The organism is Streptomyces sp. CB00316, assembly GCF_001905595.1.
Taxonomy (GTDB): Bacteria; Actinomycetota; Actinomycetes; order Streptomycetales; family Streptomycetaceae; genus Streptomyces.
On sequence record NZ_LIXI01000001.1, the window covers coordinates 107,780 to 134,144 of the forward strand.

Here is a 26,365-nt window from a genome sequence, read left to right on the forward strand (position 1 = left end):
GTCATCGGCTGTTGGTCTGTGCTGATCATTCGGACGGACGGGGGAAGGCGTGCAGATGGGTCCGCACGATCGCCGAGCCCTCGGTGCCCTCCGGGACGCGGTCCCGGTAGCTCTCCACGACGGCGTGGAGCTTCTCGGACAGCTCCTGCGCCAGCTCGGGAGTGAGGCGGATCTTGAAGTCGCTGATGTCCCAGCTCCGTTGCCACTCCTGCGGCCACTCGTCCATCGTGCCGAGCCAGGTGTTCATCTCCTGGGCGTGGGTCGTGGCCGTCTCGTGCAGGACGACGTCGATGGCCCCGCGCACCTCCGGGTCGGCGTGCGTCCGGAAGTCGGCGGTCTCGAACATCGTTCCCTCGTGCACCGCCCGCCACCACCGCTCCCGGCCCTTGCCCAGCTCCGGGGCGTCCTCGACCAGCCCGCTCTCCGCCAACTGGCGCAGGTGGTAGCTGGTCGCGCCACTGGACTCGCCCAGCCGCTCGCCGAGCCCGGAGGCGGTGGCGGGGCCGAACTCCCGCAGGGCGTTGAGCAGCCGGATCCGCAGGGGGTGCGCGAGGGTCCGCAGCGTGCGGGCGTTGATGTTGTGGATGTTCCGGCCGCCGGCGGCGGGGACAGGGGCGGATGCGGGAGCGCGCCGGTCGGTCTCGTTGTCCGTCATGTCTCGACCGTAGACTTGCAAAGAAGACTTTGCAAGGGATTCTTTGCAACGACTCCTTTGTAGGTCGTCCCGCCCTCCTCACCCCTCCTCGATGAACCCCTCCGCCACCAGCCACTCCTTCGCCACCTCGTGCGGGTCCTCCCCGTCCACGTCCACCTTCGCGTTCAGCGTCTGGGCGACCTCGGTCGTCAGCTTCTTCGCGAGCGGGGCCAGCAGCTCCGCGATCACCGGGTACTTCTCGAAGGTCGCCAGGTGGATGACCGGGGACGCGTTGTAGTTGGGGAAGAAGTTCCTGTCGTCCTCCAGCACGTCCAGGTCCATCGCCTTGATCCGGCCGTCGGTGGTGAACACTTCGCCCAGCAGGCAGGAGTCGGACTCGGAGACCTGGGTGTAGATGATTCCGGCGTCCATCTTCTGGATGTTGGCGGCCGGGATCCTCATCCCGTACCGCTTCTCCATGCCGGGCAGCCCGTCGTCGCGGGAGGCGAACTCGTTCTCCACGCAGATCGTCACGGCGCCCGGGTCCTTCCTCGCGAGGGCGGCCACGTCCGAGAGGGTCTTCAGCTTGTACCGGGCGTTGTTCTTCTTGCTGATGGCCAGCGCGTACGTGTTGTCGAGCGGGGCCGGCGGCAGCCAGACCACCCCGTTGCCCTTGTCCTCGTCGCGGACCGCCTCGTACTGCTCCTGCGGGTCGACGACGGGGTCCGCGTGGCCGAGGAAGGTGATCCAGCCGGTGCCGGTGTAGTCCCACTGCGCGTCGGCGTCGCCGTTGATGATGGCCTCGCGGGCGCTGATCGAGCCCGGCAGGTTCGTGCGGTCCAAAACCTCCGCCCCGGCCGCCTTGAAGACCAGGCCGGTCATCTGGCCGAGGATGATGTTCTCGCTGAAGTTCTTCGAGGTCACCGTCAGCGTGGCGCCCTCGAGCGGCTCGCCCTGCCCGACCGACCCCGGCGACACGTCGTCCACCATCGGCGAACCGCTCTTGAGCCCGCAGCCGCTCAGGAGCAGGGCGAGGGCGAGGGCCGCGGCCGCGAGGGACCGGCGCCGGAAACCGTACGTCGTCATCCTCACCGCTCCTCCAGCCCGCGCGGCGTCAGCACCAGTTCGGCCAGCGAGGCCAGCCAGTCCACCAGCAGCGCCAGCACCACCGTCAGCACCGAGCCGATGACCAGTACCGGCATCCGCTGCGTCTGGATCCCCGAGGTGATCAGGTCGCCGAGGCCGCCGCCCCCGCCGAAGGTGGCCAGCGTCGCCGTACCGACGTTCAGGACCAGTGCCGTACGCACCCCGGCCAGGATCAGCGGCACCGCGAGCGGCAGCTCCACCTTCATCAGGACGCCCCGCCCGGACATCCCCATTCCGCGCGCCGCCTCGATCATGTTCGGCTCGATCGCCCGCAGACCCGCCACCGTGTTGGAGAGCACCGGCAGCACCGCGTAGATGACGATGCCGATGATCGCCGTCCGCGGCCCGATGCCCAGCCAGATCACCAGCAGCGCCAGCAGGCCGATCGCCGGGGTCGCCTGCCCGATGTTGGCCAGCGCCGTGAACGCGGGGGCGGCCTTCCGCAGCCGCCGCCGGGTCAGCGCGATGCCCAGCGGGATCGCGATGATCAGCACCCAGAAGGTGGAGATCGCCGTCAGTCGCACGTGCTGCCACCAGCGCAGCTGCACATTGCCGCCGGAGAGCGAGTTCTCCGCGATCGAGTCCAGGTGGATGTTGGTGATCCACACGTAGGTGATCGCCAGGATGACCGTCAGCACCACGGGCAGGACGATCAGTTTGCGCCAGGTGATCCGGCGCGCCGGGGCGGCCGGTGCGGGGGAGGGGTCGCTCTCCTCGTCGTGGAACGCGTGGCCCTTGACGTCGTGCTCGCCCGGTGGCCGGGTGGGGGTGGCCGGGCCCTTGCCGGAGCCGGACCGGTGGCTGGGGCTCATACTCCGCCGCCACCCCCCTCCAGCTCCTGCTCGGTCTGGTGGACGCGCTGCTCCTCCAGCTGGTGCTGGTGCTCCATGGCGGTCAGCCGGTCGGCCTCCAGCAGCTCCTGCACGTTGTCCATCAGCGTCTTCATGTCGACGACCCCGATGAACTCACCGCGCCGCCCGGTCACCGCGACCCGCCCCCCGCTGTCGGTCAGAACCGCCTCCAGCGCGTCGTGCAGCGTGGCGTCCCGGGTCACCGTGTCGTGCACCAGCTGCCCGGCCCGCGCCAGCGAACCGCGTGCCCGCATCAGGTCGCCGCGCCGCAGCCACTTGTACGGGCGGTTGCGGCGGTCCAGCATCAGGAGTTCGTTGTGCGGGCCGTTGCGCAGCTTGTTGAAGATCGTTTGGAGCGGGTCCTCGACCGTCACCGTCGGGAAGTCCGCGATGCCCACATCCCGTACGCGGGTGAGGTTGAGCCGCTTCAGGGCCGCGCCCGCCCCGACGAAGCCGGAGACGAAGTCGTCCGTCGGGTTGGTGAGGATCGCTTCGGGGGTGTCGAACTGGGCGATGTGCGAACGCTCCCGCAGTACGGCGATCCGGTCGCCGAGCTTGATCGCCTCGTCGAAGTCGTGGGTGACGAACACGATCGTCTTGTGCAGCTCGTGCTGGAGCCGGATCAGCTCGTCCTGGAGATGGTCGCGGGTGATCGGGTCGACCGCCCCGAACGGTTCGTCCATCAGGAGTACGGGAGGGTCGGCGGCCAGCGCCCGCGCCACGCCCACCCGCTGCTGTTGCCCGCCGGAGAGCTGGCGCGGATAGCGGCCGTGGAACTCGCGCGGGTCCAGGCCCACCAGGTCGAGCATCTCCTCGACCCGGTCCTTCACCCGGGACTTGGACCAGCCGACCATCTTCGGCACCAGGGCGATGTTGTCGGCGACCGTCATGTGGGGGAAGAGGCCGGAGGACTGGATCGCGTACCCGATCTTGCGGCGCAGCTTCACCGGGTCGATGTCGGTGACGTCCTCGTCGCCGATCCTGATCCGGCCCGAGGTGGGCTCGATCAGCCGGTTGATCATCTTCAGGGTGGTGGACTTCCCGCAGCCGGACGGGCCGACGAAGATCACCGTCTCACCGGCCTTGATCTCCATCGAGACGTTCTCGACGGCCGGGTTCGGGTTGCCCGGGTACCTCTTGGTCAGGTTCTCCAGCTGGATGGTGGCCCCGGAGGCGGCGGCCGTTTCGTCCTCGGTCGCGACAGCGGGATCGGTCTCGGTCTCAGGCACGGATCCCCCTCGGGATGGTCAGCCGTCCCAGCAGGACGTACGCGGCGTCGAAGAGCAGGGCGAGCACGACGATGCCGAGCGTGCCCGCGAGGACCTGGTTGATCGCGTTGGCGCTGCCCAGCGAGGCGATGCCCCGGAAGATCTCGTTGCCGAGGCCGGGCCCGGAGGCGTACGCGGCGATGGCGGCGATGCCCATCAGCATCTGGGTCGAGACCCGGATCCCGGTCAGGATCGGCGGCCAGGCCAGCGGCAGCTCCACCCGGCACAGCCGCGCCGCCCGCGACATCCCGATGCCCGTCGCCGCGTCGACCAGCGCCGGATCGACGCCCCGCAGCCCCACGATGGAGTTCCGGACGATGGGCAGCAGCCCGTACAGCGTCAGCGTGATCACGGTCGGCGCGACGCCGAGCCCGACCAGCGGGATCAGCAGACCGATCGCGGCGAGGGAGGGGATGGTGAGGATCGTCGCCGTGGAGGTGATGGCCAGCGAACCGCCCCAGCCGCTGCGGTAGCTCACCACCCCGATGATCACACCCAGGACGGTGGCGATGACCATGCACTGGAAGACCGCGCTGACGTGCTGGAACGCGTCCGTGAGGAGCTGCTGGTGACGGGTGTTCAGATACTCCCAGAAGCTCACACGGCACTCCCTCAAGCTCAGCGGGCGTTCCGGCCCCTCGGGTCGGCCAGGACCGGCCCCTCGGCTCAGTCGGTGTCCTGGGCGGCCTGTTCCACCAGCGGGATGATCCGCAGCGGAACCGGGTTCTCCATGACGATCGCCGTGGAGGCCCGGACAATGCCATCAAATCCGACAACCCGGTCGATCACCCGCTGAAGATCGGCGTTGGAACGGGCCACCAGCCGGCACAGCATGTCGCCGGTGCCGGTGGTGGTGTGCAGCTCCAGCACCTCCGGTACGCCGCCCAAGTGCGCCCGCACGTCGGCCCCTTGCCCCTGCTTGATCTCCAGCGTCGCGAACGCGGTGACCGGATAGCCGAGTGCCGCCGGGTCCACGTCCGGCCCGAACCCCCGGATGACGCCATTCGACTGAAGGCGGTCCAGCCGCGCCTGCACGGTCCCGCGCGCCACGCCGAGCCGCCGGGATGCTTCGAGGACGCCGATACGCGGCTCCCGCGCGAGCAGCACGATGAGCCGGCCGTCCAGATGATCGATCGCCATGAGCCCGCCTCCGGTGGTCAGCCTGTACAGATAGCCCGGCCATCATGGCGAGTGACTGCACACATTGACCAGCGAATTCGCGAACTATTGCGCACCTTGCGATGCGGGGAGAGCCTTCGAACATGACTGAGACTCTGCACACCAGCCCTGACACCGCCGCGCAGGCCGACCGCTTCCCGGTCAAGGGAATGGACGCGGTCGTCTTCGCCGTGGGCAACGCCAAGCAGGCCGCGCACTACTACTCGACCGCTTTCGGCATGAAGCTCGTGGCCTACTCCGGACCGGAGAACGGCAGCCGCGAGACCGCGAGCTACGTCCTCACCAACGGCGCCGCCCGCTTCGTCTTCACCTCCGTGATCAAGGCGTCCACCGAGTGGGGCACCTTCCTCTCCGACCACGTCGCCGAGCACGGTGACGGCGTCGTCGACCTCGCCATCGAGGTCCCGGACGCCCGCGCCGCCTACGCGTACGCCGTCGAGCACGGCGCCCGCGGCCTCACCGAGCCGCACGAGGTCAAGGACGAGCACGGCATCGTCGTCCTCGCCGCCATCGCCACCTACGGCAAGACCCGCCACACCCTGGTGGAGCGCTCCGGCTACGACGGCCCCTACCTCCCCGGCTTCGCCCCCGCCAAGCCGATCGTCGAGCCGCCGGCCAAGCGGACCTTCCAGGCCATCGACCACTGCGTCGGCAACGTCGAGCTCGGCCGGATGAACGAGTGGGTCGGCTTCTACAACGAGGTCATGGGCTTCACCAACATGAAGGAGTTCGTGGGCGACGACATCGCCACCGAGTACTCCGCCCTGATGTCGAAGGTCGTCGCCGACGGCACGTTGAAGGTGAAGTTCCCGATCAACGAGCCGGCGATCGCGAAGAAGAAGTCGCAGATCGACGAGTACCTGGAGTTCTACGGTGGCGCCGGCGTCCAGCACGTCGCGCTCGCCACCAACGACATCGTCTCCACGGTCCGCTCGATGCGCGCGGCCGGTGTGCAGTTCCTGGACACCCCCGACTCGTACTACGACACCCTCGGCGAGTGGGCCGGCGAGACCCGGGTGCCGGTCGAGACCCTGCGCGAGCTGAAGATCCTCGTCGACCGCGACGAGGACGGCTACCTGCTGCAGATCTTCACCAAGCCGGTCCAGGACCGCCCGACCGTCTTCTTCGAGATGATCGAGCGCCACGGCTCCATGGGCTTCGGCAAGGGCAACTTCAAGGCCCTCTTCGAGGCGATCGAGCGCGAGCAGGAGAAGCGCGGCAACCTCTGAGCCTCCCCGGCTCCTGAGCCTCCCACCTACGCCACCGCGGCCCGGGGCAGCACCCCGGACCGCGGTGGCGTAGGCCGTTCACGGGCGGAAGGCGACGGTCTCACGGACTCTTCGACGCGTCCGCCTCCACCGCCGCCGGGCTGCTCGGGGCCTCCTTCGACGGGGCGGGGGCCGTCTTCGACGGCGCCGGTGCCGGGGCCTCCGGCTTGGGCGACTCCCGCTTCGGCTCGGGCTTCGGCTCCGGCTTGGCCTCCCGCTTCGGCTCAGGGGCCGGCGGCGGTGGAGGCGGAGGCGGCGGCTGCATGTCCCCGGGTCCGCCCGGCGGCGGCTCACCGAGCGACTCCAGCGCCTCCCGGGCCTTCGGCGCGTCCAGCGGCGAGAAGGCCGGGTTGGTGCGCAGCGCCTCCTGGAGGTGGCGGCGGGCCGGACCGTACTGCGCCAGCTCCCGTTCGATCATGCCCAGGTGGTACGCGTACGAGGCGTTCCGCACGCCCATGTCCACCGCCTGCCGCGCGTACTCCAGGCCCTCCTCGGACTTGCCCGCCCGGTGCAGCGCCCAGCCCAGCGCGTCCGCCACCGCCGCACTGCGGTGCTGCCTCCTCCACTGGCCGCGCAGCAGCTCCACCGCCACCGCCGGGTCCCCGTGGTCGCTCTCGTAGCGGGCCCGGACCACGGACTCGTCGACCCCGGCCGTCTTCGCCTGCTCCAGCAGCTCCCCCAGCTTCTCGTACTGGCTCCGCGCGTCGCCGTCGAGCGCCAGGGACGCGTACAGCTCGCCCAGTTCGAGGACGTACGCCGGGCGCGGGAGCCTGGTGATCGCGCTCTGGTACGCGGCCAGCGCCTCGTCCGTCCGGCCCAGCGCCACCAGGGCCCGGGCCTTGCCCGCCAGGGACGCGTGGTGGCCCAAGTCCGTGCGCAGCGCCGCGTCGAACTGCGCCACCGCCTCCTCCGGCTCACCCCGCTCCCAGGCCAGCTCGCCCAGCCGGTGCAGCGCCTCGGCCTTCTCGGCGGGCGCCGTCGCCCGGTCCGCGGCCTCCCGGGCGGTGGCGAGCGCGTCCTCGCGCCAGCCCTGGCCCCGGTACAGGTCGGCGGTGCGGGCCAGCGCGGGGACGCCCTTGCGCAGCTCGCCGAACTTCTCCGTCGCCTCGGTCGCCGCCTTCCGGTCCCCGAGACCGGTGTAGGCGTCGATGAGGGCCGGGTACACGCTCCAGGTCGTCGGGTCCTGCTTCCGTACCGTCTCGCCCCACCGCTTCGCCGCCAGGAAGTCGTGCCGGGCGTTGGCCAGCGCAGCCATCCCCACCCACGCCTCCCCGTTCCCCCGCTCACCCGGCCGGGCCTCCAGCGACCGCTTCAGCGCCTCCTCCGCGCGCCCGAAGTACGCCGCGTCCGCCGAGCGCCGCCCCCACTCCACGTACGCCGAACCGAGCGTCGCCCACGAGGGCGCGTCGGCCGGGTGGGACTCCACCCACTTCTGCCGGTCCCCGATCAGCGCGGTCAGGTCCGAGAGGGAGGCGGGGGAGCCCGCCGTCGCCGCCGCCTCGGCCCGTTCCACCGGACCCGGCTCCTTCGGGTGGTCGTCCTTCCCGTCCGGTACGGCCACCAGCGCCCCGGTCAGCAGCACACCCGCCGCCACCGCCCCGAACGCGGCCCGGCGCAGGGTCGTCCGCAGGGTGGGAGGGGGCGGGGGTACGGCGGTGGCGCCTTCGGCGGGCATCGCGTAGGGGCCGTGCGGGGACGGCTCGGGCGGCCGGCGGGACTCGGGATCCTGCTGGGGCATGACATCCATGGCCATCACTGTGCGTCAGTCATACGAGCACACCGCGCCTTGGGATCGCCCCCGCCGACGGGTTCACACCATTGGCCCCCGGGTGCCACGCTGGAACCATGAGCGATCTTCTCGAACGCCTGCGCACCGGGCTCCCCGCCGAGGCCCTGATCACCGATCCGGACGTCACCGCGTCCTACGCCCACGACATGGCGAGCTTCTGCGAGGCCGGCACCCCGGCCGTCGTGGTGCTCCCGCGCACGGTCGAGCAGGTCCAGCACGTGATGCGCACCGCAACCGAACTGCGCGTCCCGGTCGTCCCGCAGGGCGCCCGTACCGGCCTGTCCGGCGCGGCCAACGCCTCGGACGGCTGCATCGTGCTCTCCCTGGTGAAGATGGACCGGATCCTGGAGATCAGCCCGGTCGACCGGATCGCCGTCGTCGAGCCGGGCGTCATCAACGCGGTGCTGTCACGCGCGGTGAACGAACACGGCCTCTACTACCCGCCGGACCCCTCCAGCTGGGAGACCTGCACCATCGGCGGCAACATCGGCACGGCCTCCGGCGGCCTGTGCTGCGTGAAGTACGGGGTCACCGCCGAGTACGTCCTCGGTCTGGACGTCGTCCTCGCCGACGGGCGGCTCCTGACCACCGGCCGCCGGACGGCGAAGGGGGTCGCCGGGTACGACCTGACCCGGCTCTTCGTCGGCTCCGAAGGCAGTCTCGGGATCGTCGTCAAGGCCGCCCTCGCGCTCGGACCGGAGCCGCCGCAGCAGCTCGTCCTCGCCGCCGAGTTCCCCTCGGCAGCCGCCGCCTGTGACGCTGTGTGCCGGATCATGGAACGCGGTCACACCCCGTCACTCCTCGAACTGATGGACCGGACGACCGTGCGTGCCGTCAACGAGCTGGCCTCCATGGGGCTGCCGGAGACCACCGAGGCGCTCCTCCTCTGCGCCTTCGACACCCCCGACCCGGCGGCCGACCTCGACGCCGTCGGAGCGCTCTGCACCGCGGCCGGAGCCACCGAAGTGGTCCCGGCCGACAACCCCGCCGAGTCCGAACTCCTGCTCCAGGCCCGCCGGATGTCGCTCACGGCGCTGGAGAACGTCAAGTCCGCCACGATGATCGACGACGTCTGCGTACCGCGCTCGCGGCTCGGCGCCATGCTGGAGGGCACCGCCGCCATCGCGGAGCGGTACGACCTGACCATCGGCGTCTGCTCCCACGCGGGCGACGGCAACACCCACCCCGTCGTCTGCTTCGACCACACCGACGCCGACGAGTCCCGCCGCGCCCGCGAGTCCTTCGACGCCATCATGGCGCTCGGCCTGGAGCTGGGCGGGACCATCACCGGCGAACACGGCGTCGGCGTCCTCAAGAAGGAGTGGCTCGCCCGAGAACTGGGCGAGACCGGTATCGAGTTGCAGCGCGGCATCAAGGCCGCCTTCGACCCGCTCGGCCTCCTCAACCCCGGCAAGCTCTTCTGATCCGTACCTCCGCGGCGGCCCCTCACACCTCACCGTCCTGCGACGGCGACTCGTCCGCCGCCCACGGGTCGCTCAGCCACAGGTCGTCCGCCGGGAGGGGGGCCAGCAGCTCGGCCAGCGCCTCGTCGATCCCGAGCCGGTCGCCCTCCGTGCCCGGCGGCACCACGCGCAGGGTCCGCTCCACCCAGGCGGCCACGGCGACCGAGGGCACTTCGAGCAGGGCGTTACCGTTGGGGGAGGTGAGGGCCACGCAGATCACGCCGCGGTTGTCGATCTTCGTCGGCCAGATCCGTACGTCCCCGTGCCCGCACGGCCGGAACACCCCTTCCACCAGCAGCTCCCGGGCGAACGTCCAGTGCACGGGCGACTCGGAGCCGATGTGGAAGGCGATGTGCACGGCGTACGGGTCGTCCGTGCGGTACGTCAGCCGGGCGGGGACCGGGATGGACCGCTCGGGGGACAGGACGAGCTTCAGCTCCAGCTCACGTTCCACGATGTTCATCATGAGAATGCACGACCTTCCGGTGCTCATGGGCCGGTCCCGCTGACCGTCCCGCACAAGGAGAGAGCGCCCTCCCCGCCACCTATTACGCGACTTCTCGAAAAAACTTCGATCTGTCGCGAAAGTGGGCCCAAACAGGCGGACCGGCCCGGGGATACGTGGCGGTCTGGTAGATGTGGACCCTTGTATTGAGGCCGTCCGCCCTCCCGGCGCCGAACGGCCTGAGGCCTCGAAGAGATACGGGACCCGCTGATGAGCGCGCCAACTCCGGCACCCGGTGACGACAGCCCCCGTGAGGGCTACTACCCCGATCCCTCCATCCCCGGTTACGTCCGGTACTGGAACGGCGCGTCCTGGGTGCCCGGTACGAGCCGGCCGGCGCCGCAGCAGGCCGCGCCGGTGGAGGAGACCGGACCGATCTTCTTCGACGAGGAGGACGGCCTCCCGGACGGCTCGGGCGGTGCGGACGGTACGCGCCCCTCGGGCGGATCCACCGGCGCCGACCGCTACGAGGCCGAGGGCGAGGCCGGGTCCGTCTGGCAGGCGGACTCCGCGCGCCAGAACGGCTTCGGCGGGGAGCGGGACCGCCGGATCTCCTGGGGCGGCCCGGCGTCGGAGCCCCCCGCGGCCCCGGCCGACCCGCGCACGCCCCTCGCGCAGGACCCGACCCGCGGCGCGCTGCCGGGGATGCGGGACGGCGGGGCGCCGGCGGAGGAGGCCGGGGCGCGCCCGCCGACGGAGGGCACGGTCACGATCCGCGCGGTGGGCCCGCAGGCCGGTGCCGTACAGCCGAGCGCCGTACGGGGGACCGCCCCGCGCCCCGACCCCGTACAGCCGAACGCCGGTACGCCGCAGGGGCCGCAGGCGCTCCCGGCCGCCCCCGCCCAGCCCCTCCCGGTGCCGGCCCCCGCTCCCGTCCCCCAGGAGGTGCGGCAGGGCCCGCCCCAGGTCCCCGCCGCCCCCTCCGTGCCCACGCCGCTGACGCCGGGCCCCGGCGGGGGTTCGGCGTCCTGGGCGCAGCAGGTCCACCAACTGGCCCAGCCCGAACAGCGGCAACAGCAGCCGACACCCCAGCCCCCGCACCAGTCTCCCCACCAGCAGCAGCCCCACCCCCTGCCCCACCAGCAACAGCAGCCCCCCTTCGCGCAGCCCGGGTCCGGGTCCGGGGCGGCCGCGGACCAGCCCGTCGTGCCCTGGAAGCCTCCGGCGGCCGACGACCCCTTCCAGCAGCTCGTCCGCGCCCAGGCGGCGGCCCGGCCCGCCGGGCTCGGCAAGCGGTTCGCCGCCCGGCTGGTCGACAACCTGGTGCTCGGCACGGTCGTCGGCGCGGTGGCCATCCCGCTGGGCACCCAGGCGATGGACCACATCGACCGGAAGATCACCGCGGCGAAGCAGACCGGCGAGACCGTCACCGTCTGGCTGCTGGACTCCACCACCGGGACGCTGCTCGGGGCCCTGGTCGCGGCCTTCCTCGTCCTCGGCTTCCTCCTGGAGGCGCTGCCCACCGCCAAGTGGGGCCGGACGCTCGGCAAGAAGCTCTTCGGGCTCGACGTGCGGGACATCGAGTCCCACGACGCGCCCACGCTGGGAGCGGCCCTGCGCCGCTGGCTCGTCTACGGGGTGCTGGGACTCCTGGTCATCGGCGTGGCCAACGTGCTGTGGTGCCTGATCGACCGCCCCTGGCGCCAGTGCTGGCACGACAAGGCGGCCCGCACGTTCGTGGCGGGCTGAGCGAGACCGGGGGAACACGGCCGGGCGGGCAGGGCCCAGAAAGCCCGCCGTAGACTCGTATGCCACCCCGCGTCCCCCGAACGCACCTGAGCCGTTGCGGGCCCCGGTGGCACGGGATGCACTGCCCCCATGAGCAACGACCAGCCGACGCCCGGCCAGCCGCCCGGGGACGACGATCCGTTCGTCAAGAAGCCGCAGGAGCCCCCGCCGCCGTCGGACGGTCAGCCGCCGTACGGTCAGCCGCCCTACGGGAGCGCTCCGCCCCCTCCGCCGCCCCCGCCCCCGCCGAACGACCCGTACGGAAGCGGCGGGGGTTTCGGGGCGCCTGACCCGCTGGCCGGGATGCCGCCGCTGGCCGAGCCGGGCAAGCGGATCCTGGCGCGGCTGATCGACTTCCTCGTCATCTCGATCCCGCTGTACCTGCTCTCTCTGCCGTGGGGCGGGGCGATCGATGTCGACGGGGACGGTGGCGACGGGTTCGACGGTGCCTACAGCGGCCACCAGTTCCTGTGGTCGTTCATCGGCCTGGTCGTCTACGTCGCGTACGACACGTACTTCACGCAGAAGGACGGCCGGACCCTGGGCAAGCGGCTGCTGAAGCTGCGGGTGGCCATGCTCAACGACGGCCGGGTGCCCGACACCGGCGCCGCCTTGATGCGGGCCGTCGTCCTGTGGGCTCCGGCGCTGCTGTGCTGCCCGTGCCTGTGGTGGCTGGTCAACATCGTGCTGATGTTCACGGACAAGCCCTACCGGCAGGGGCTCCAGGACAAGGCGGCCAAGACCGTGGTGGTCACGGCCGGGTAGGCACGCGGAAGCAGCCGGGCGGGTACGTCGTCCCGCCCGGCTGCCGAAGGCGCAGGCCGCTCAGCGGCGCAGCGAGTGCTGCCGGTTCGCCTGCAGGGACGAGCGGGCGGCCGGCACACGCTCCCGGGCGTCGAGGCCGTCCGGGGCGGGGTGCGTGCGTGCGGCGGAGGCGGGGGCGGTGTGGTGCGGGTGCGCCGCGCGGCCGGGGGCGGTCTGCGGGGGCTGGGGCAGGCGCACGGCCACCAGCAGGCCGAGCGCGAGCGCGGTGACGGCGGCGATGCCCACGCCGATGCCCGACTCCGTACCGGAGAGCAGCAGCAGGGCGAGGGTCGTACAGATGACGGTGGCCGAACCGTAGACGAGCTGTGCGGCAGTCGGACGCGGCATGGCGGTTTCCGTCCTCGGGACGTCGGATGGGCGGGCGGTCGGCGCGTTGGGGGTGCCTTCCGACCCTACGACGGTGGATGCCCGACAGAGACCGGTAGTAAGCGTGACCTAACCCACGGTACCGGTGCACAGGGGGCGCACGGAGTCACGCCTCTCACCAACCGGACGGCGCGACGCGCCCGTTGGCGGTGATCCTGTCCGGATACCGGAAGAGCGCTCCCGCATAGTGCACTTGGTCTGTTCAAGTCAAGGTCTGTCTTTTCTCTCGCAACTCCGATCGAATGTCGTCACTTGTGACGCGTTTACGCGCGCGGCCCTCTCCACACCCCCCTGGCCGCCGCGCGGACGCCCGGGGAGGACTGCATCAAGTGACCAATCAGAGACGGGCGCTTCGCGCCGCTGCTGTTGTCGTGGCCATGGCCGCGACCGCGGCGACGGCGTCGACCTTCGCCACCGCCCAGGCGCATGACACCACGTCAGGTTCCGCCGCCTCCGCCGCTCCCGACGTCGACCGCCACGACCCGGCGCCCGGCAAGGGACACGTGGAGCACAACCTCGAGGGCCCCTTCAGCGAGCAGCAGGCAGCGCAGCGGGAGGCCGCGCTGGAGCAGGTGCTCTCCGGGGACAAGAAGGTGACGAACAGGAGCGGTTCCAAGGTCGTCAGGCTCGGCGCCAAGAAGTACGTCGAACTCGGCCGGGAGAAGACCGACAAGATCTTCACCATCCTGCTGGAGTTCGGCGACAAGGTCGACGACACCACCCTGTTCGACCCGGACGGCGACGGTCCCAAGCCCCCGGTCAAGAAGTACGGCGGCACCCCCGGCCCGGCGCACAACGAGATCGCCAAGCCGGACCCGAAGAAGGACAACAGCACCGCCTGGAAGGCCGACTACAACCAGGCGCACTTCGAGAAGCTGTACTTCGGCGAGGGCAAGAACGTCCACTCGCTCAAGACCTACTACGAGAAGACCTCCTCGGGCCGCTACTCGGTCGAGGGCCAGGTCTCCGACTGGGTGAAGGTCGACTACAACGAGGCCCGTTACGGCTCCAACTACTGCGGCCAGTCCAACTGCGCCAACGTCTGGGACGCGGTCCGCGACGGCGTCAACGCCTGGGTCGCCGACCAGAAGGCCAAGGGCCGCACCGACGCGCAGATCAAGGCGAACCTGGCCGAGTACGACCAGTGGGACCGCTACGACTTCGACGGCGACGGCAACTTCAACGAGCCGGACGGTTACATCGACCACTTCCAGCTGGTCCACGCCGGCGAGGACGAGTCCGCGGGCGGCGGCGCCGAGGGCCCGAACGCCATCTGGGCGCACCGCTGGTACGCGTACGGCACCAACGCGGGTGCGACCGGCCCGGCCGACAACAAGGCAGGCGGCGCGCAGATCGGTGACACGGGCATCTGGGTCGGCGACTACACCGTCCAGCCCGAGAACGGCGGCCTGGGTGTCTTCGCCCACGAGTACGCCCACGACCTCGGCCTCCCGGACCTGTACGACACCTCCGGCGGCGGCGAGAACTCGGTCGGCTTCTGGTCCCTGATGTCGGCGGGCTCCTGGCTCGGCACCGGCAAGGGCGAGATCGGCAACCTGCCGGGCGACATGACCTCGTGGGACAAGCTCCAGCTGGGCTGGCTCGACTACGACACGGCCAAGGCGGGCAAGACCTCGCTGCACAAGCTGGGCGTCTCGGCGTACAACACCAAGGCCCCGCAGGCGCTCGTCGTCGAACTGCCGGCCAAGCCCGTCACCACCACCGTCGTCAAGCCCGCCGAGGGCACGAAGCAGTGGTGGAGCGACCGGGGCGACAACCTGTCGAACACCCTGACCCGCTCGGTCGACCTGACCGGCAAGTCCTCGGCCGAGCTGGAACTTTCGGGCTGGTACGACATCGAGGCCGACTACGACTACCTCTACACCGAGGTGTCCGACAACGGCGGCACGAGCTGGACCGCGCTCGACGGCACCGCCGACGGCAAGGCCATCCCGCGCGACGCCAGCGACAAGCCGGCCCTGACCGACGTCTCGGGCGCGTACCAGCAGCTCTCCTTCTCCCTGGACGCCTACGCGGGCAAGAAGGTCGACCTCCGCTTCCGCTACCAGACGGACGGCGGCGCGGGCGGCAAGGGCTTCGCGGCCGACGAGATCACCATCACCGCCGACGGCGCCACCCTCTTCTCGGACGACGCCGAGGGCGACGACAACGGCTGGACGGTGAAGGGCTTCTCGCGGATCGGAGAGTCGTTCACGCAGGACTACCCGCAGTACTACATCGCGGAGAACCGCCAGTACGTGTCGTACGACGAGACCCTCAAGGTCGGCCCGTACAACTTCGGCTTCTCCACCACCCGCCCCGACTGGGTCGAGCACTACGCGTACCAGACGGGCCTGCTCGTCTGGCTCTGGGACACCTCCCAGAAGGACAACAACACCTCCGTCCACCCGGGCGAGGGTCTGATCCTGCCGGTCGACGCGCACGCCAAGCCGCTCAGGTGGAAGGACGGCTCGCTCCTGCGCAACAAGATCCAGCCGTTCGACGCCCCGTTCAGCTGGTATTCGAACAAGGGCTTCACGCTCCACAACGCGGACGTGCCGCTGAAGATCCAGCCCTCGCTGGGCAACCCGGTCTTCGACGACCGCAAGGGGACCTACTGGTACAAGGAGAACCCGACGGGCAGTGTCAAGGTTTCCGACACCAACACCCGCATCTCCATCCTCCTGGAGCCGCTCACCGGCTCCTCGATGACCGTGCTGGTCAGCCCCTCGGGCCGATAGTTCCTTAACATCGCAGGTCAGAGCATGATCGGCCGTCGCCCCCTAGCGGGCGGGGGCCGATCGTGTTTAGGTGCGTCTTGTTCACATCCTTATTGACACGACGTCTCACGGGGGAGTGCGGAGCATGGCAGGCGGAGGTTTCTGCAGGTTGCCGAACGGCACGGTGGTGGTGGCCCTCACCCTCACCGGACCGTCCGGCGGTACGGGCCCGGGCGCCCCGGTGCGGGTGCTGGTCCACGCGGCGAACCGGGCGCGCGCCCTGACCAGGCTGCGCAACCTGGGGCTGCGGGCGGTGTACCTGCGCGGCAACGACCGGCCGCCCACGCCGGACGAGATCACGGCGGTGCTGCACCACCCGGACGGCCTTCTCTGGCGGGCGGCGCCCCAGGCGGGCCAGGAGCTGTGGCACCCGATCAGGGCCCTGCTGGGTCCGGCGGGACACGCCGGACCCGCCCGCCCGGCGGCGTAGGGGGGCGGGCTCCGCGGGCGACTGTGGTGGCCCTACAGGGCCTCGGCCACGACCGGCTTCCCGGAGAGCTTCACGCCCGCCGTCCGGAGCTCCTCCAGGGCCTTCTCCGTGCTGGCCGGTGAGACCCCGGCGGTCAGGTCGAGCAGCACATGGGTGACGAAGCCCTCACGGGCCGCGTCCAGGGCGGTGGCCCGTACGCAGTGGTCGGTGGCGATGCCCACCACGTCGACCTCGGTGACGGACCGCTCGCGCAGCCACTCGGCGAGACCGGTCCCGTTCTCGTCGGAGCCCTCGAAACCGCTGTACGCGGCCGAGTGGGCGCCCTTGTCGAAGACGGTGTCGATGGCCCCGGAGGCGACGGCGGGCGCGAAGTTCGGGTGGAACCCGACGCCCTCGGTCCCGGCGACGCAGTGCACCGGCCAGGAGTCCACGAAGTCCGGCGTCTCGGAGAAGTGGCCACCGGGGTCCACATGGTGGTCCCGGGTGGCCACCACGTGCCGGTAGCCCGGCTGGGCCTCACCGATGAGATCGGTGATGGCGGCGGCGACATCGGCACCACCCGCCACCGCGAGGCTGCCGCCCTCGCAGAAGTCGTTCTGAACGTCCACGACGATCAATGCGCGGTGCATGGCGGGTGTCCTTAGGTGGGGAGAGAGCGGAGATGTTCCAACGTTCACGGGGATGCCACCGAGCGTAGAGACTAGGGCCTGACAATCAACCCCTACCCACTGGCGCCTATCCGCCCCGAGGGGCCGGCCACCCCGTCCAGCCCGGCCCGTCCGGCGCTCGCGGGCGAAGCGGCCCAGTCGGGCGCCCCCGGCCTCACACGTACTCCGTGCCGATCACCGGCTCCCCCCGGGACAACTGCATCGCCGACATGGGCAGCCCGGCCCGCGCCCCGACGTGCCGCTCCCGAGCCGCCTCCAGAGGCTCACGCGCGACCACCTCCCCACCCCGCACCAGCTCCACCAGCAGCTCCCGCCCCGCCAGCCCCTCCGGCACCGCCCCGGTCCCGATCACCTCGGCCTCGGCGACCCCGTCCTCGTCGACCCGGCGCGCCGCCCACTTGCGACCGCCCACCGACGACTTCGCCCCCATCGACTTCTTCGCCACCGGCACCAGCGGAGCATCGGCACCCGCATCCGCCGCCCCCGCCCGCGCCACCAGCTTGTAGACCATCGAGCACGTGGGGTGCCCGCTCCCGGTGACCAGCTGCGTGCCGACCCCGTACGCGTCCACCGGCGCGGCCGCCAGCGAGGCGATCGCGTACTCGTCCAGGTCCGAGGTCACCACGATCTTCGTGCCGGTCGCCCCCACCTCGTCCAACTGCTGCCGCACCCGGTGCGCGACCAGCAGCAGGTCGCCCGAGTCGATCCGTACGGCCCCGAGCTCCGGCCCCGCGATCTCCACCGCCGCCCGCACCGCCTCGGTCACGTCGTACGTGTCGACCAGCAGCGTCGTCCCTCGCCCCAGCGAGTCCACCTGCGCCCGGAACGCGTCCCGCTCGGTGTCGTGCAGCAGGGTGAAGGCGTGCGCGCTGGTGCCCACGGTCGGGATCCCGTAGCGGAACCCGGCCGCCAGGTCGGAGGTGGCGTCGAACCCGCCGACGTACGCCGCGCGAGCCGAGGCCACCGCCGACAGCTCGTGCGTCCGCCGCGCCCCCATCTCGATCAGCCGGCGCCCCCCGGCCGCGGCCGACATGCGCGAGGCTGCGGCCGCGATCGCGGAGTCGTGGTTGAGGATGGAGAGGATCACCGTCTCCAGCAGCACGCACTCGGCGAAGGAACCCTCCACCCGCAGGATCGGCGAGCCCGGGAAGTACACCTCGCCCTCCGGGTAGCCCCAGATGTCGCCGCTGAAGCGGTATCCGGCCAGCCATTCGAGGGTCGGCTCGTCGACGATCTGCTGCTGGCGCAGGAAGCCGATCATCTCGTCGTCGAAGTGGAAGTTCTCCACCGCGTCCAGCACCCGCCCGGTGCCCGCGACGACCCCGTACCGCCGCCCCTCGGGCAGTCGGCGGGTGAACGCCTCGAAGACCGAGTGCCGGCCGGCGGTGCCCGCCTTGAGGGCCGCCTGCACCATGGTCAGCTCGTACTGGTCGGTGAAGAGCGCGGTCGACGGAACGCCGACCCGTCGCCCGAGGTCCGCTGAGTTCATGGCAGGGATGCTACCCCCTATTCGTCAAACTGACGAGATGTGGGGTCCGTTTGTGCGCCGGGGCCGCCCGGGTGGCAGCATGGGACAGGTGAGCGTTGCTACCCCCGTAGAGATCGAACGTCCTGATTCGGCCGAGGAGACCTTCGCGGTCCCCGAGCCGGACGTCCCGTGGGTGACGCTCGTCCACAACGACCCGGTCAACCTCATGAGCTATGTGACCTATGTCTTCCAGGCCTACTTCGGCTACTCGAAGGACAAGGCCCACAAGCTCATGCTCGACGTGCACCAGAAGGGCCGCGCCGTCGTCTCCAGCGGGAGCCGCGAGGAGATGGAGCGCGACGTCCAGGCCATGCACGGTTACGGGCTGTGGGCCACCCTCACCCAGGACCGCAACTAGGGCCTCATCCGCCCCGCCACCTGCCCCGTTCGACCCACCATCGGAGAATCCATGGCCGGCCATTTCGAGGCCACCCCGGGCGGCGGCGCGGCCGTCGCGCTCGACGAGGTCGAGATCTCGATCCTGCGCTCCCTCGCCGTGCAGCTGCTCGAACTGATCGGCCCGGGCGACACGCCAGCCGACGGCGAGGACCCGCTCGCCGCGCTCTTCGCCGAAGGACCCAGCAAGCCGCCCTCGGACCCGGCCCTGGCCCGGCTCTTCCCCGACGCGTACGGGGGGCCCGACGGGTCCGCCCCCGAGGAGAGGTCCGAGGAGGAGCTGCGGGAGCTGGCCGCCGAGTTCCGCCGCTTCACCGAGAACGACCTGCGCTCCCGCAAGCGCGAGGACGCCCTCGCCGTCGTCCGGACGCTGGACGCGCTTCTGCCCGCCGGGGGCGGCGCGGCCGTGCTCACGCTCACCGCCGACGAGTGCCGCTCCTGGCTCGGCTCGCTCAATGACCTGCGCCTCACCATCGGCACCCGGCTGGACGTCTCCGACGAGGACGAGGGCGAGGACGGTTCGCTCTACCGGCTCCCCGACAGCGACCCGCGCAAGCCGATGGTGATGGCTTATCTCTGGCTCGGGGCGCTCCAGGAAACGCTCGTCGAGACACTGATGCCGTAATCGTCCCGCGCCTGCTCCCCGGGCCCGGTCACCCCGGGCCCATGACCACCCTCCTCCCCGGACCGCCCCGGCCACCCCCCCCACGGCCCCGGCGTCCACCATGCGGCCCTCTCCGTACCACCCACCGGTACGCGGAGGGCCGCATGCCTATCCTGGCGCCATGCTGACCATCACCCAGGCGCTCCACGACCAGATCGTCGCCCACTCCCGCGCCGACCACCCCGACGAGGCGTGCGGCGTGGTGGCGGGCCCGGCCGGGACGGGGCGCCCCGAGCGCTTCATCCCGATGCTCAACGCAGCCCGCTCGCCCACGTTCTACGAGTTCGACTCCGGCGACCTCCTCAAGCTGTACCGCGAGATGGACGACCGCGACGAGGAGCCCGTGGTCATCTACCACTCCCACACGGCGACCGAGGCCTACCCCTCCCGCACCGACGTGACGTACGCCAACGAGCCGGGCGCCCACTACGTGCTGGTCTCCACCGCGGACGCCGACGGCTCCGGCCCCTTCCAGTTCCGCTCGTACCGCATCGTGGACGGCGAGATCACCGAGGAGGACGTGCGGGTCGTCGAGGCGTACTGAGGCCCGCCGGCCCATCCGGGGGCCCGCGGAGCCGCCGCACGGGTCTGGCACACTGCACCCCAGACCCGACCACAGGGCAGCAGGAACCAGGAAGCCGGTGCGAATCCGGCACGGTCCCGCCACTGTGACCGGGCCTCCTCCCGTACGGATCACTCCGTACCGGAGGGCGGCCCGGAAGCCAGGAACTGGCCCGCTGCCTTCTCGCATCGACCAGGGGACGCGGAAATCCCCCGGAGAGGCCCCGCCATGTCCCGGCGCACCCCCGCGCTCATAGCCGCCGCCGTGCTGCTCCCGCTCGCCCTCACCGCCTGCTCCACCCCGGAGGGCGACGAGCCCACCGGGAACAAGGCCGCGGCCAAGAGCGACGGCTTCCCGTACACCGTCACCAACTGCGGTGTCACCACCACTTACCAGGCCCCGCCGAAGCGCGTGGTCACCATGAACCAGCACGTCACCGAGATCATGCTGGAACTGGGCCTGGCCAAGTCCCTCGTCGGCACCGCCTACCTCGACGACAAGGTCCTGCCGAAGTACGGGAAGGACTACGCGTCCGTCCCGGTCATCGCCAAGGAGTACCCCTCCTACGAGCAGGTCCTCGCCGCCGACCCCGACTTCGTCTACGGCGGCTACAGCAGCGCCTTCACCGCCGGCGACGGCCGCGGCCGCGAGGCGCTGAAGAAGTCCGGCATCGAGACCCGGCTCAACACCGAGAGCTGCGCCAAGGCCGACACCCCGATGGAGACCCTCTACGAGGAGATCCGCGAGGTCGGCCGCACCTTCGGCGTCACCGACCGCGCCGAGGCCTGGATCAAGCAGGCCAAGGCCGACAACGCGGCCACCGCCGAGAAGCTGAAGGACCTGGAGCCGCTCCGCGTCTTCGTCTACGACAGCGGCGACAAGACCGCCTTCACCGCGGGCGGCAAGGGCATCGGCAACGAACTGATCAAGCGCGCCGGCGGCACCAACATCTTCGCCGACCTGGACAAGTCCTTCGGGGACGCCTCCTGGGAGAACGTCGTCGCCCGCAAACCCGAGGTGATCGTGATCTACGACTACGGCGCCACCACGCTCGCCCAGAAGAAGAAGCGCCTCCTCACCGACCCGGCCCTCGCCGACGTCCCAGCCGTCAAGAACAAGCGCTTCGCGGTCATGCCGCTCTCCGACGCGGTCCTCGGCGTCCGCGTCCCCGCCGCCGTCGAGAAGCTCGCGGCCCAGCTCCACCCGGCGGCCACCACCTCGTGACCTGCCGCACCCCCGCACCGCGGCGGCTGCTGCGCCGCACCCTGGTCGTCGGCGTCCTCGCCGCCCTCCTCGCAGCCGCCGTGGTCGCCGCCCTCGCCCTCGGCTCCGTCCGCATCCCGCCCGGCCAGGTGATCGACGTCCTGACCGGCCGGGCGGACGCGAGCCCCTTCCGCACGATCGTCCTGGACGTCCGGCTGCCCCGGGTCCTGCTCGGCATCGTCGTCGGCGCCGGACTCGCCGTCATCGGCACCGTCCTCCAGGCCCTCGTACGCAACCAGCTCGCCGACCCGTTCCTCCTCGGCGTCTCCTCCGGCGCCTCCACCGGCGCGGTCCTGGTGATCGTCCTCGGCATCGGCGCCACCCTCGCGACCACCGTCACGATCCCCGCCGCCGCCTTCGCCGGCGCCCTGCTCTCGCTGCTGCTCGTCTACACCCTGGCGCGCGGCGGGGGAGGTCTCACCACCAACAGGCTCGTCCTCGCCGGGGTCGCCGTCTCCTACATCCTGTCCGCCTTCACCAGCCTGATCCTGGTCACCTCCGCCCGCGCCGACCACCTCCAGGAAGTCCTCTACTGGACCCTCGGCGGCCTCGGCGCGGCCCGCTGGGACATGCTCGCGCTCCCGACGATCACCCTGATCGCGGGCACCGCCGTACTCCTCACCCTGGCCCGCCCGCTCGACCTGCTCCTGGTGGGGGAGGAGGGCGCGACCGTGCTGGGCCTGGACACCGCCCGCTTCCGGGCCGCCGTCTTCGTCCTCGCCTCGCTGATGACCGGGGCGCTCGTCGCGTACAGCGGGGCGATCGGCTTCGTCGGCCTGATGGTCCCGCACATGGCCCGGATGGCGGTCGGCGCCTCGCACCGCGCGCTGCTCCCGGTGGTCGCGCTCGGCGGGGCGGTGTTCCTGGTCCTCGCCGACCTGGCCGCCCGGACGCTGGCGGCCCCGCAGGACATTCCGGTCGGCGTGCTCACGGCCCTGACGGGCGGCCCGTTCTTCCTGTGGATGCTGCGCCGCCGCCCCGAGGGAGCGCCCGCATGACGACCGTACGTACTCCCGAGGGAGCCCGCCCGTGACCACCCTGCGCACCGAGGCACTCTCGTACGGCACCGGCGAAGGCCGCCACCTCGTGGACGCCGTCGACCTCACCGCCGCCGACGGCGAGACGGTCGGCCTGGTCGGACCCAACGGCAGTGGCAAGACCACCCTCCTGCGCTGCGTCTACGGCACCCTGCGCCCCACCCACGGCCGCGTCCTCCTCGACGGCTCCGACCTCGCCACCCTCCCCGTGAAGGCCAGGGCCCAGCGCATCGCCACCGTCCCGCAGGACGGCCACGCCGGTTTCGAGCTGACCGTCGGCCAGGTCGTCGCGATGGGCCGCGCCCCGCACAAACGGTTCTGGGAGGCCGACACCGCCGCCGACACCGCCCTCGTCACCCAGGCCCTCGACCGGGTCGGGATCGCCGCACTCGAACCCCGTACGTTCGCCTCCCTCTCCGGCGGCGAACGCCAACGCGCCCTGGTCGCCCGCGCCCTGGTCCAGCAGCCCGCGCTCGTCGTCCTGGACGAGCCGACCAACCACCTGGACATCCGCTACCAGCTGGAGATCCTCTCCCTGGTCCGCGACCTGGGCACCACCAACCTGCTGGCCCTGCACGACCTCAACCTCGCCGCCTACTACTGCGACCGCCTGTACGTCCTCAAGGACGGCCGCGTCGTCGCCTCCGGCACCCCGGAGGAGGTCCTCACGGCGGAACTGCTCGGCGACGTCTACGGCGTCGCAGCCGAGGTCAGCACCCACCCGCAGACGGGCGCCCCGACGGTCGTCTACCTCCCGGAAGGTCCCGGCCGCACCGTGCTGTCCACATAGCGGTCGCTCACTATCCACCATGTGGGATCACACTCGGGTTTCCGGACCGGGAATCGATACGATGCCCGCATGGTTCCCCATGACGTGAGCAACAGGACGCCGGGCACGCTGCTCGTCGCGCGGCTGCACGTCGACCTGTGCAGGCTCAAGAGCGCGATCTGTCCCCCGCCCGCAGCCTGCCCGTGAGCCGCACGGCCTGAGTCACGGCCCGCGCGCCACCCACCTGCTCCACCCCCCTGCGCGGGGGAAGAAACGCGCGCCCCACGCCACCACCTCCCCGCTTTCGACAGGAGCCCACGCCATGGCCATCGAGGTCCGCATCCCGACCATCCTCCGCACCTACACCGACGGCGCCAAGGCCGTCGAAGGCAACGGGGACACCCTCGCCGACCTCTTCGCCGACCTGGAGAGCCGCCACACCGGCATCCGTGAGCGACTCGTCGACGGCGCGAACGGCGAACAGCTCCGCCGCTTCGTGAACGTCTACCTCAACGACGAGGACGTCCGCTTCCTCGACGGCATCTCCACCAAGCTCAGCGACGGCGACAACGTCACCATCCTCCCGGCCGTCGCCGGCGGCATGCGCTGATGCGGTACGACTCCCCGCTGGCGGCCGTGGGGAACACCCCCCTCGTCCGCCTCCCGCGGCTGTCCCCGTCCGAGGACGTCCGCATCTGGGCCAAGCTGGAGGACCGCAACCCCACCGGCTCGATCAAGGACCGTCCCGCGCTCCACATGGTCGAACAGGCCGAGAAGGACGGCCGGCTCACCCCCGGCTGCACCATCCTGGAGCCCACCAGCGGCAACACCGGCATCTCGCTCGCCATGGCGGCCAAGCTCAAGGGCTACCGCATCGTCTGCGTCATGCCGGAGAACACCTCGCAGGAACGGCGCGACCTGCTCGCCATGTGGGGCGCCGAGATCATCTCCTCCCCGGCCGCGGGCGGCTCCAACACCGCCGTACGCGTCGCGAAGGAGCTCAGCGAGGAGCACCCGGACTGGGTGATGCTCTACCAGTACGGCAACCCGGACAACGCGGGCGCCCACTACGCCACCACCGGACCGGAGATCCTCACCGACCTCCCGTCCATCACGCACTTCGTGGCGGGCCTCGGCACCACCGGCACCCTCATGGGCGTCGGCCGCTACCTCCGGGAGAACCGCCCGGGCATCCAGATCGTCGCCGCCGAACCGCGCTACGACGACCTGGTCTACGGCCTCCGCAACCTCGACGAGGGCTTCGTCCCCGAGCTCTACGACGCCTCGGTCCTCACCACCCGCTTCTCGGTCGGCTCCGCCGACGCGGTCACCCGCACCCGCGAACTCCTCCAGCAGGAGGGCATCTTCGCGGGCGTCTCCACCGGCGCCGCGCTCCACGCGGCGATCGGCGTGGGCAACAAGGCGGTGAAGGCGGGGGAGAGCGCGGACATCGTCTTCGTGGTGGCGGACGGCGGCTGGAAGTACCTGTCGACAGGCGTCTACACGGCCGAGACGACAGAAGCGGCGATCGAAACGCTGCAGGGCCAGCTCTGGGCATAGGCCCCAGTTCCAGCCCGTCCGGCGTTCGAAAACGTCTTTCCAGCCCTTCCGGCGCTTGAGGAGCGGGGCCCGGGGCAGCGCCCCGAAACCCGGCCCCGCCCTCACCCCGCCCCCAGCCCCCGCACCCGCTCCCACAGCTCCACGTCCACGGCCCCCACCCGCCGCCGGAACCCGCCCAGCGCCACCTCCCGCAGCTCATCCGTCTCCAGGAAGCTCTGCCGCCCCCGCTGATCCCCCACCGTCCCCGCGGGCAGCGCGATCACCCCGGGCCGCTCCTCGTGATGCTTGCTGGTGATCTTGGCGACGAGCGCCGTGCGGCCCCGGCCCCGCCCCCGTACGGAGAGGACCAGGCACGGCCGGTCCTTGGACCCGGGCCCGTCCTCGTACGGCACATCGGCCCACCACACCTCGCCGGCCCGCGGCGTGCGGCCGTCCCCGCGCCCCGTCGGACCCGAAGGGCCGGACGGCCGCGACGGCGGCCGGGTCGATCCCGCCGGCTGCCGCGGCCGCCGCGACCGGGGCCCCCGGTCCGAGCGCCCCCGCCCGTCCACCACCGCGGCGACGAGGGCCAGCAGAACCACGGCGACCAGCGCCACCCACCAGAACGTGTTCATCCCCCGACCGTACCGGCGGCCGACGGGCACCCCTCCCGCGACCGGACGCCACGCCCGGACGCCACCGTGGGCGCACTTCCATCGAACCGGTGACAGAGCAGGTGAGTTCCCCCACAACGGCAGGCGGCAGAGGAGCGACGCGGAGTTCTGCGCCTTACGCTCGACAAACCGCAAAACGTTCCGGCAGGAATTGCACGACCCCTTCCGCACGAACCCTCCCCGTTCCCACGTCTCGGAGGTTCACGCTCCATGAAGCTCACCGTCGTCGGCTGCTCCGGCTCGTTCCCGTCCCCGGGTTCGGCATGCTCGAGCTACCTCGTAGAGGCCGACGGCTTCCGGCTGCTCCTCGACATGGGCAACGGCGCCCTCGGCGAGCTGCAGCGCCACGTCGGTCTCTACGACCTCGACGCGATCTTCCTCAGCCACCTCCACGCCGATCACTGCATCGACATGTGCGCGTACTTCGTCGTGCGCTACTACCGCCACGACGGCGCCCGCCCCATCCCTCTTCCGGTCTACGGACCCGAGGGCACCGAGCAGCGCCTGACCGCCGCCCATGGCGACACCCCCACCGACCGGGCGATGAGCGAGGTCTTCGACTTCCACACGCTCAAGGCGGACTCCTTCGAGATCGGCCCCTTCTCGGTCCGTACGGAGAAGCTCCGTCACCCCGTCGACACCTTCGGCATCCGGGTCGAGCACGGCGGCTCCACCCTCGCCTACTCCGGCGACACCGGGACCTGCGACGCCCTGGAGGAGCTGGCCCGGGACGCGGACCTGTTCCTGTGCGAGGCGTCGTTCGTCGACGGCAAGGAAGACATCCCCGACCTGCACCTCAACGGCCGGGAGGCCGGCGAGGCCGCCGCCCGCGCGGGCGCCCGCCGGCTCGTCCTCACCCACATCCCGCCGTGGACGGACGAGGCCCGCAACCTCGCCGACGCGCGGACGGTCTACCCGGGCCCGGTGGAACTGGCGGCGCCGGGAGCGGTGTACGAGTTCTGAGTACGGGTCCGGATGCGACGGAACCCCCGCCTTCCGGGAGGGAAGGCGGGGGTTCCGCGCGTACGGGCTA

At 71.3% G+C, this 26,365-nt stretch carries 28 protein-coding genes and 1 riboswitch; of the genes, 16 read left to right on the top strand and 12 right to left on the bottom strand.

Annotated elements, in window-relative coordinates:
• Positions 1-25: 25 nt before the first annotated feature.
• The 6 genes from AMK21_RS00435 to AMK21_RS00460 form a co-directional block, all read right to left on the bottom strand.
• Positions 26-655 (bottom strand): ArsR/SmtB family transcription factor, encoded by a 630-nt coding sequence (locus AMK21_RS00435; RefSeq protein WP_234421785.1) that lies wholly within the window; start codon positions 653-655, stop codon positions 26-28.
• A 78-nt stretch (positions 656-733) separates the two neighbouring features.
• Positions 734-1,720, bottom strand: a complete 987-nt coding sequence (locus AMK21_RS00440) for a glycine betaine ABC transporter substrate-binding protein (protein ID WP_073872900.1) — start codon at positions 1,718-1,720, stop codon at positions 734-736.
• Positions 1,721-1,722: 2 nt separating this feature from the next.
• Entirely contained in the window at positions 1,723-2,592 is an 870-nt protein-coding gene (locus AMK21_RS00445) for an ABC transporter permease (protein WP_073872903.1), read from the bottom strand.
• On the bottom strand, positions 2,589-3,860 hold the full coding sequence (locus AMK21_RS00450; RefSeq protein WP_073872907.1) for a betaine/proline/choline family ABC transporter ATP-binding protein: 1,272 nt from the start codon (positions 3,858-3,860) through the stop codon (positions 2,589-2,591). Before AMK21_RS00450 ends, AMK21_RS00445 begins: the two co-directional genes overlap by 4 nt.
• Complete coding sequence (locus AMK21_RS00455) at positions 3,853-4,500, bottom strand: ABC transporter permease (protein WP_073872910.1); 648 nt, start codon at positions 4,498-4,500, stop codon at positions 3,853-3,855. The genes AMK21_RS00450 and AMK21_RS00455 overlap by 8 nt, the downstream gene beginning before the upstream one ends.
• A 65-nt stretch (positions 4,501-4,565) precedes the next feature.
• Positions 4,566-5,039, bottom strand: a complete 474-nt coding sequence (locus tag AMK21_RS00460; RefSeq protein ID WP_073872916.1) for an Lrp/AsnC family transcriptional regulator — start codon at positions 5,037-5,039, stop codon at positions 4,566-4,568.
• Between the two features lie 122 nt (positions 5,040-5,161).
• Between AMK21_RS00460 and hppD the strand changes: the two genes are divergently transcribed.
• Positions 5,162-6,307, top strand: a complete 1,146-nt coding sequence (gene hppD, locus AMK21_RS00465; RefSeq protein WP_073872919.1) for a 4-hydroxyphenylpyruvate dioxygenase — start codon at positions 5,162-5,164, stop codon at positions 6,305-6,307.
• A 100-nt stretch (positions 6,308-6,407) separates the two neighbouring features.
• Here the strand turns inward: hppD and AMK21_RS00470 are convergent, their stop codons facing one another.
• Entirely contained in the window at positions 6,408-8,093 is a 1,686-nt protein-coding gene (locus AMK21_RS00470; protein WP_073874171.1) for a tetratricopeptide repeat protein, read from the bottom strand.
• Between the two features lie 98 nt (positions 8,094-8,191).
• Here AMK21_RS00470 and AMK21_RS00475 point away from each other — a divergent pair, with 98 nt between their 5' ends.
• Positions 8,192-9,559, top strand: a complete 1,368-nt coding sequence (locus AMK21_RS00475; RefSeq protein WP_073872923.1) for an FAD-binding oxidoreductase — start codon at positions 8,192-8,194, stop codon at positions 9,557-9,559.
• A 22-nt stretch (positions 9,560-9,581) separates the two neighbouring features.
• On the opposite strand, the gene AMK21_RS00480 is transcribed toward AMK21_RS00475, so the two are convergent.
• Complete coding sequence (locus AMK21_RS00480; protein WP_073872927.1) at positions 9,582-10,064, bottom strand: SsgA family sporulation/cell division regulator; 483 nt, start codon at positions 10,062-10,064, stop codon at positions 9,582-9,584.
• A gap of 249 nt (positions 10,065-10,313) precedes the next feature.
• Here AMK21_RS00480 and AMK21_RS00485 point away from each other — a divergent pair, with 249 nt between their 5' ends.
• Positions 10,314-11,792, top strand: a complete 1,479-nt coding sequence (locus tag AMK21_RS00485; RefSeq protein ID WP_073872931.1) for an RDD family protein — start codon at positions 10,314-10,316, stop codon at positions 11,790-11,792.
• 129 nt (positions 11,793-11,921) lie between these two features.
• Entirely contained in the window at positions 11,922-12,596 is a 675-nt protein-coding gene (locus tag AMK21_RS00490) for an RDD family protein (protein ID WP_073872934.1), read from the top strand.
• Between the two features lie 60 nt (positions 12,597-12,656).
• Here AMK21_RS00490 and AMK21_RS00495 read toward each other — a convergent pair whose 3' ends face one another.
• Complete coding sequence (locus tag AMK21_RS00495; RefSeq protein WP_073872938.1) at positions 12,657-12,983, bottom strand: hypothetical protein; 327 nt, start codon at positions 12,981-12,983, stop codon at positions 12,657-12,659.
• Positions 12,984-13,351: 368 nt separating this feature from the next.
• Here AMK21_RS00495 and AMK21_RS00500 point away from each other — a divergent pair, with 368 nt between their 5' ends.
• Positions 13,352-15,763: an immune inhibitor A domain-containing protein gene (locus tag AMK21_RS00500; RefSeq protein ID WP_079181038.1), complete on the top strand. Its 2,412-nt coding sequence runs from the start codon at positions 13,352-13,354 to the stop codon at positions 15,761-15,763.
• A gap of 124 nt (positions 15,764-15,887) precedes the next feature.
• Positions 15,888-16,232: a hypothetical protein gene (locus AMK21_RS00505; RefSeq protein ID WP_073872946.1), complete on the top strand. Its 345-nt coding sequence runs from the start codon at positions 15,888-15,890 to the stop codon at positions 16,230-16,232.
• 32 nt (positions 16,233-16,264) lie between these two features.
• On the opposite strand, the gene AMK21_RS00510 is transcribed toward AMK21_RS00505, so the two are convergent.
• Both AMK21_RS00510 and AMK21_RS00515 read right to left on the bottom strand, forming a co-directional pair.
• Positions 16,265-16,861, bottom strand: coding sequence for an isochorismatase family protein (locus tag AMK21_RS00510; RefSeq protein ID WP_073872950.1), 597 nt, complete (start codon positions 16,859-16,861; stop codon positions 16,265-16,267).
• A gap of 193 nt (positions 16,862-17,054) precedes the next feature.
• Positions 17,055-18,389 (bottom strand): nicotinate phosphoribosyltransferase, encoded by a 1,335-nt coding sequence (locus AMK21_RS00515; protein ID WP_073872954.1) that lies wholly within the window; start codon positions 18,387-18,389, stop codon positions 17,055-17,057.
• Between the two features lie 79 nt (positions 18,390-18,468).
• Here AMK21_RS00515 and clpS point away from each other — a divergent pair, with 79 nt between their 5' ends.
• The 9 genes from clpS (at position 18,469) to AMK21_RS00555 (ending at position 24,679) form a co-directional block, all read left to right on the top strand.
• Positions 18,469-18,786 (top strand): ATP-dependent Clp protease adapter ClpS, encoded by a 318-nt coding sequence (clpS, locus tag AMK21_RS00520; protein WP_030567742.1) that lies wholly within the window; start codon positions 18,469-18,471, stop codon positions 18,784-18,786.
• Between the two features lie 51 nt (positions 18,787-18,837).
• Positions 18,838-19,449: a DUF2017 domain-containing protein gene (locus AMK21_RS00525; RefSeq protein ID WP_073872958.1), complete on the top strand. Its 612-nt coding sequence runs from the start codon at positions 18,838-18,840 to the stop codon at positions 19,447-19,449.
• Positions 19,450-19,609: 160 nt separating this feature from the next.
• Positions 19,610-20,032 (top strand): Mov34/MPN/PAD-1 family protein, encoded by a 423-nt coding sequence (locus tag AMK21_RS00530; RefSeq protein WP_073872962.1) that lies wholly within the window; start codon positions 19,610-19,612, stop codon positions 20,030-20,032.
• Between the two features lie 83 nt (positions 20,033-20,115).
• Positions 20,116-20,220, top strand: a riboswitch (cobalamin riboswitch).
• 58 nt (positions 20,221-20,278) lie between these two features.
• Positions 20,279-21,274, top strand: a complete 996-nt coding sequence (locus tag AMK21_RS00535) for an ABC transporter substrate-binding protein (RefSeq protein WP_073872965.1) — start codon at positions 20,279-20,281, stop codon at positions 21,272-21,274.
• Positions 21,271-22,311, top strand: coding sequence for a FecCD family ABC transporter permease (locus AMK21_RS00540; protein ID WP_073872969.1), 1,041 nt, complete (start codon positions 21,271-21,273; stop codon positions 22,309-22,311). The genes AMK21_RS00535 and AMK21_RS00540 overlap by 4 nt, the downstream gene beginning before the upstream one ends.
• Before the next feature lie 31 nt (positions 22,312-22,342).
• The gene (locus AMK21_RS00545) at positions 22,343-23,140 is read left to right on the top strand and encodes an ABC transporter ATP-binding protein (RefSeq protein WP_073872972.1); all 798 of its coding nucleotides are present in this window, start codon (positions 22,343-22,345) and stop codon (positions 23,138-23,140) included.
• A gap of 69 nt (positions 23,141-23,209) precedes the next feature.
• The gene (locus AMK21_RS36775) at positions 23,210-23,326 is read left to right on the top strand and encodes a putative leader peptide (protein WP_309544402.1); all 117 of its coding nucleotides are present in this window, start codon (positions 23,210-23,212) and stop codon (positions 23,324-23,326) included.
• A gap of 115 nt (positions 23,327-23,441) precedes the next feature.
• The gene (locus tag AMK21_RS00550; protein WP_073872976.1) at positions 23,442-23,729 is read left to right on the top strand and encodes a MoaD/ThiS family protein; all 288 of its coding nucleotides are present in this window, start codon (positions 23,442-23,444) and stop codon (positions 23,727-23,729) included.
• The gene (locus tag AMK21_RS00555) at positions 23,729-24,679 is read left to right on the top strand and encodes a PLP-dependent cysteine synthase family protein (protein ID WP_018512381.1); all 951 of its coding nucleotides are present in this window, start codon (positions 23,729-23,731) and stop codon (positions 24,677-24,679) included. The genes AMK21_RS00550 and AMK21_RS00555 overlap by 1 nt, the downstream gene beginning before the upstream one ends.
• Before the next feature lie 101 nt (positions 24,680-24,780).
• Here AMK21_RS00555 and AMK21_RS00560 read toward each other — a convergent pair whose 3' ends face one another.
• A complete protein-coding gene (locus AMK21_RS00560) occupies positions 24,781-25,293 on the bottom strand; it encodes a type II toxin-antitoxin system PemK/MazF family toxin (RefSeq protein WP_073872980.1) in 513 nt (170 codons plus the stop codon).
• A 249-nt stretch (positions 25,294-25,542) separates the two neighbouring features.
• Between AMK21_RS00560 and AMK21_RS00565 the strand changes: the two genes are divergently transcribed.
• The gene (locus tag AMK21_RS00565) at positions 25,543-26,295 is read left to right on the top strand and encodes an MBL fold metallo-hydrolase (protein WP_073872985.1); all 753 of its coding nucleotides are present in this window, start codon (positions 25,543-25,545) and stop codon (positions 26,293-26,295) included.
• Positions 26,296-26,365 lie beyond the last annotated feature (70 nt).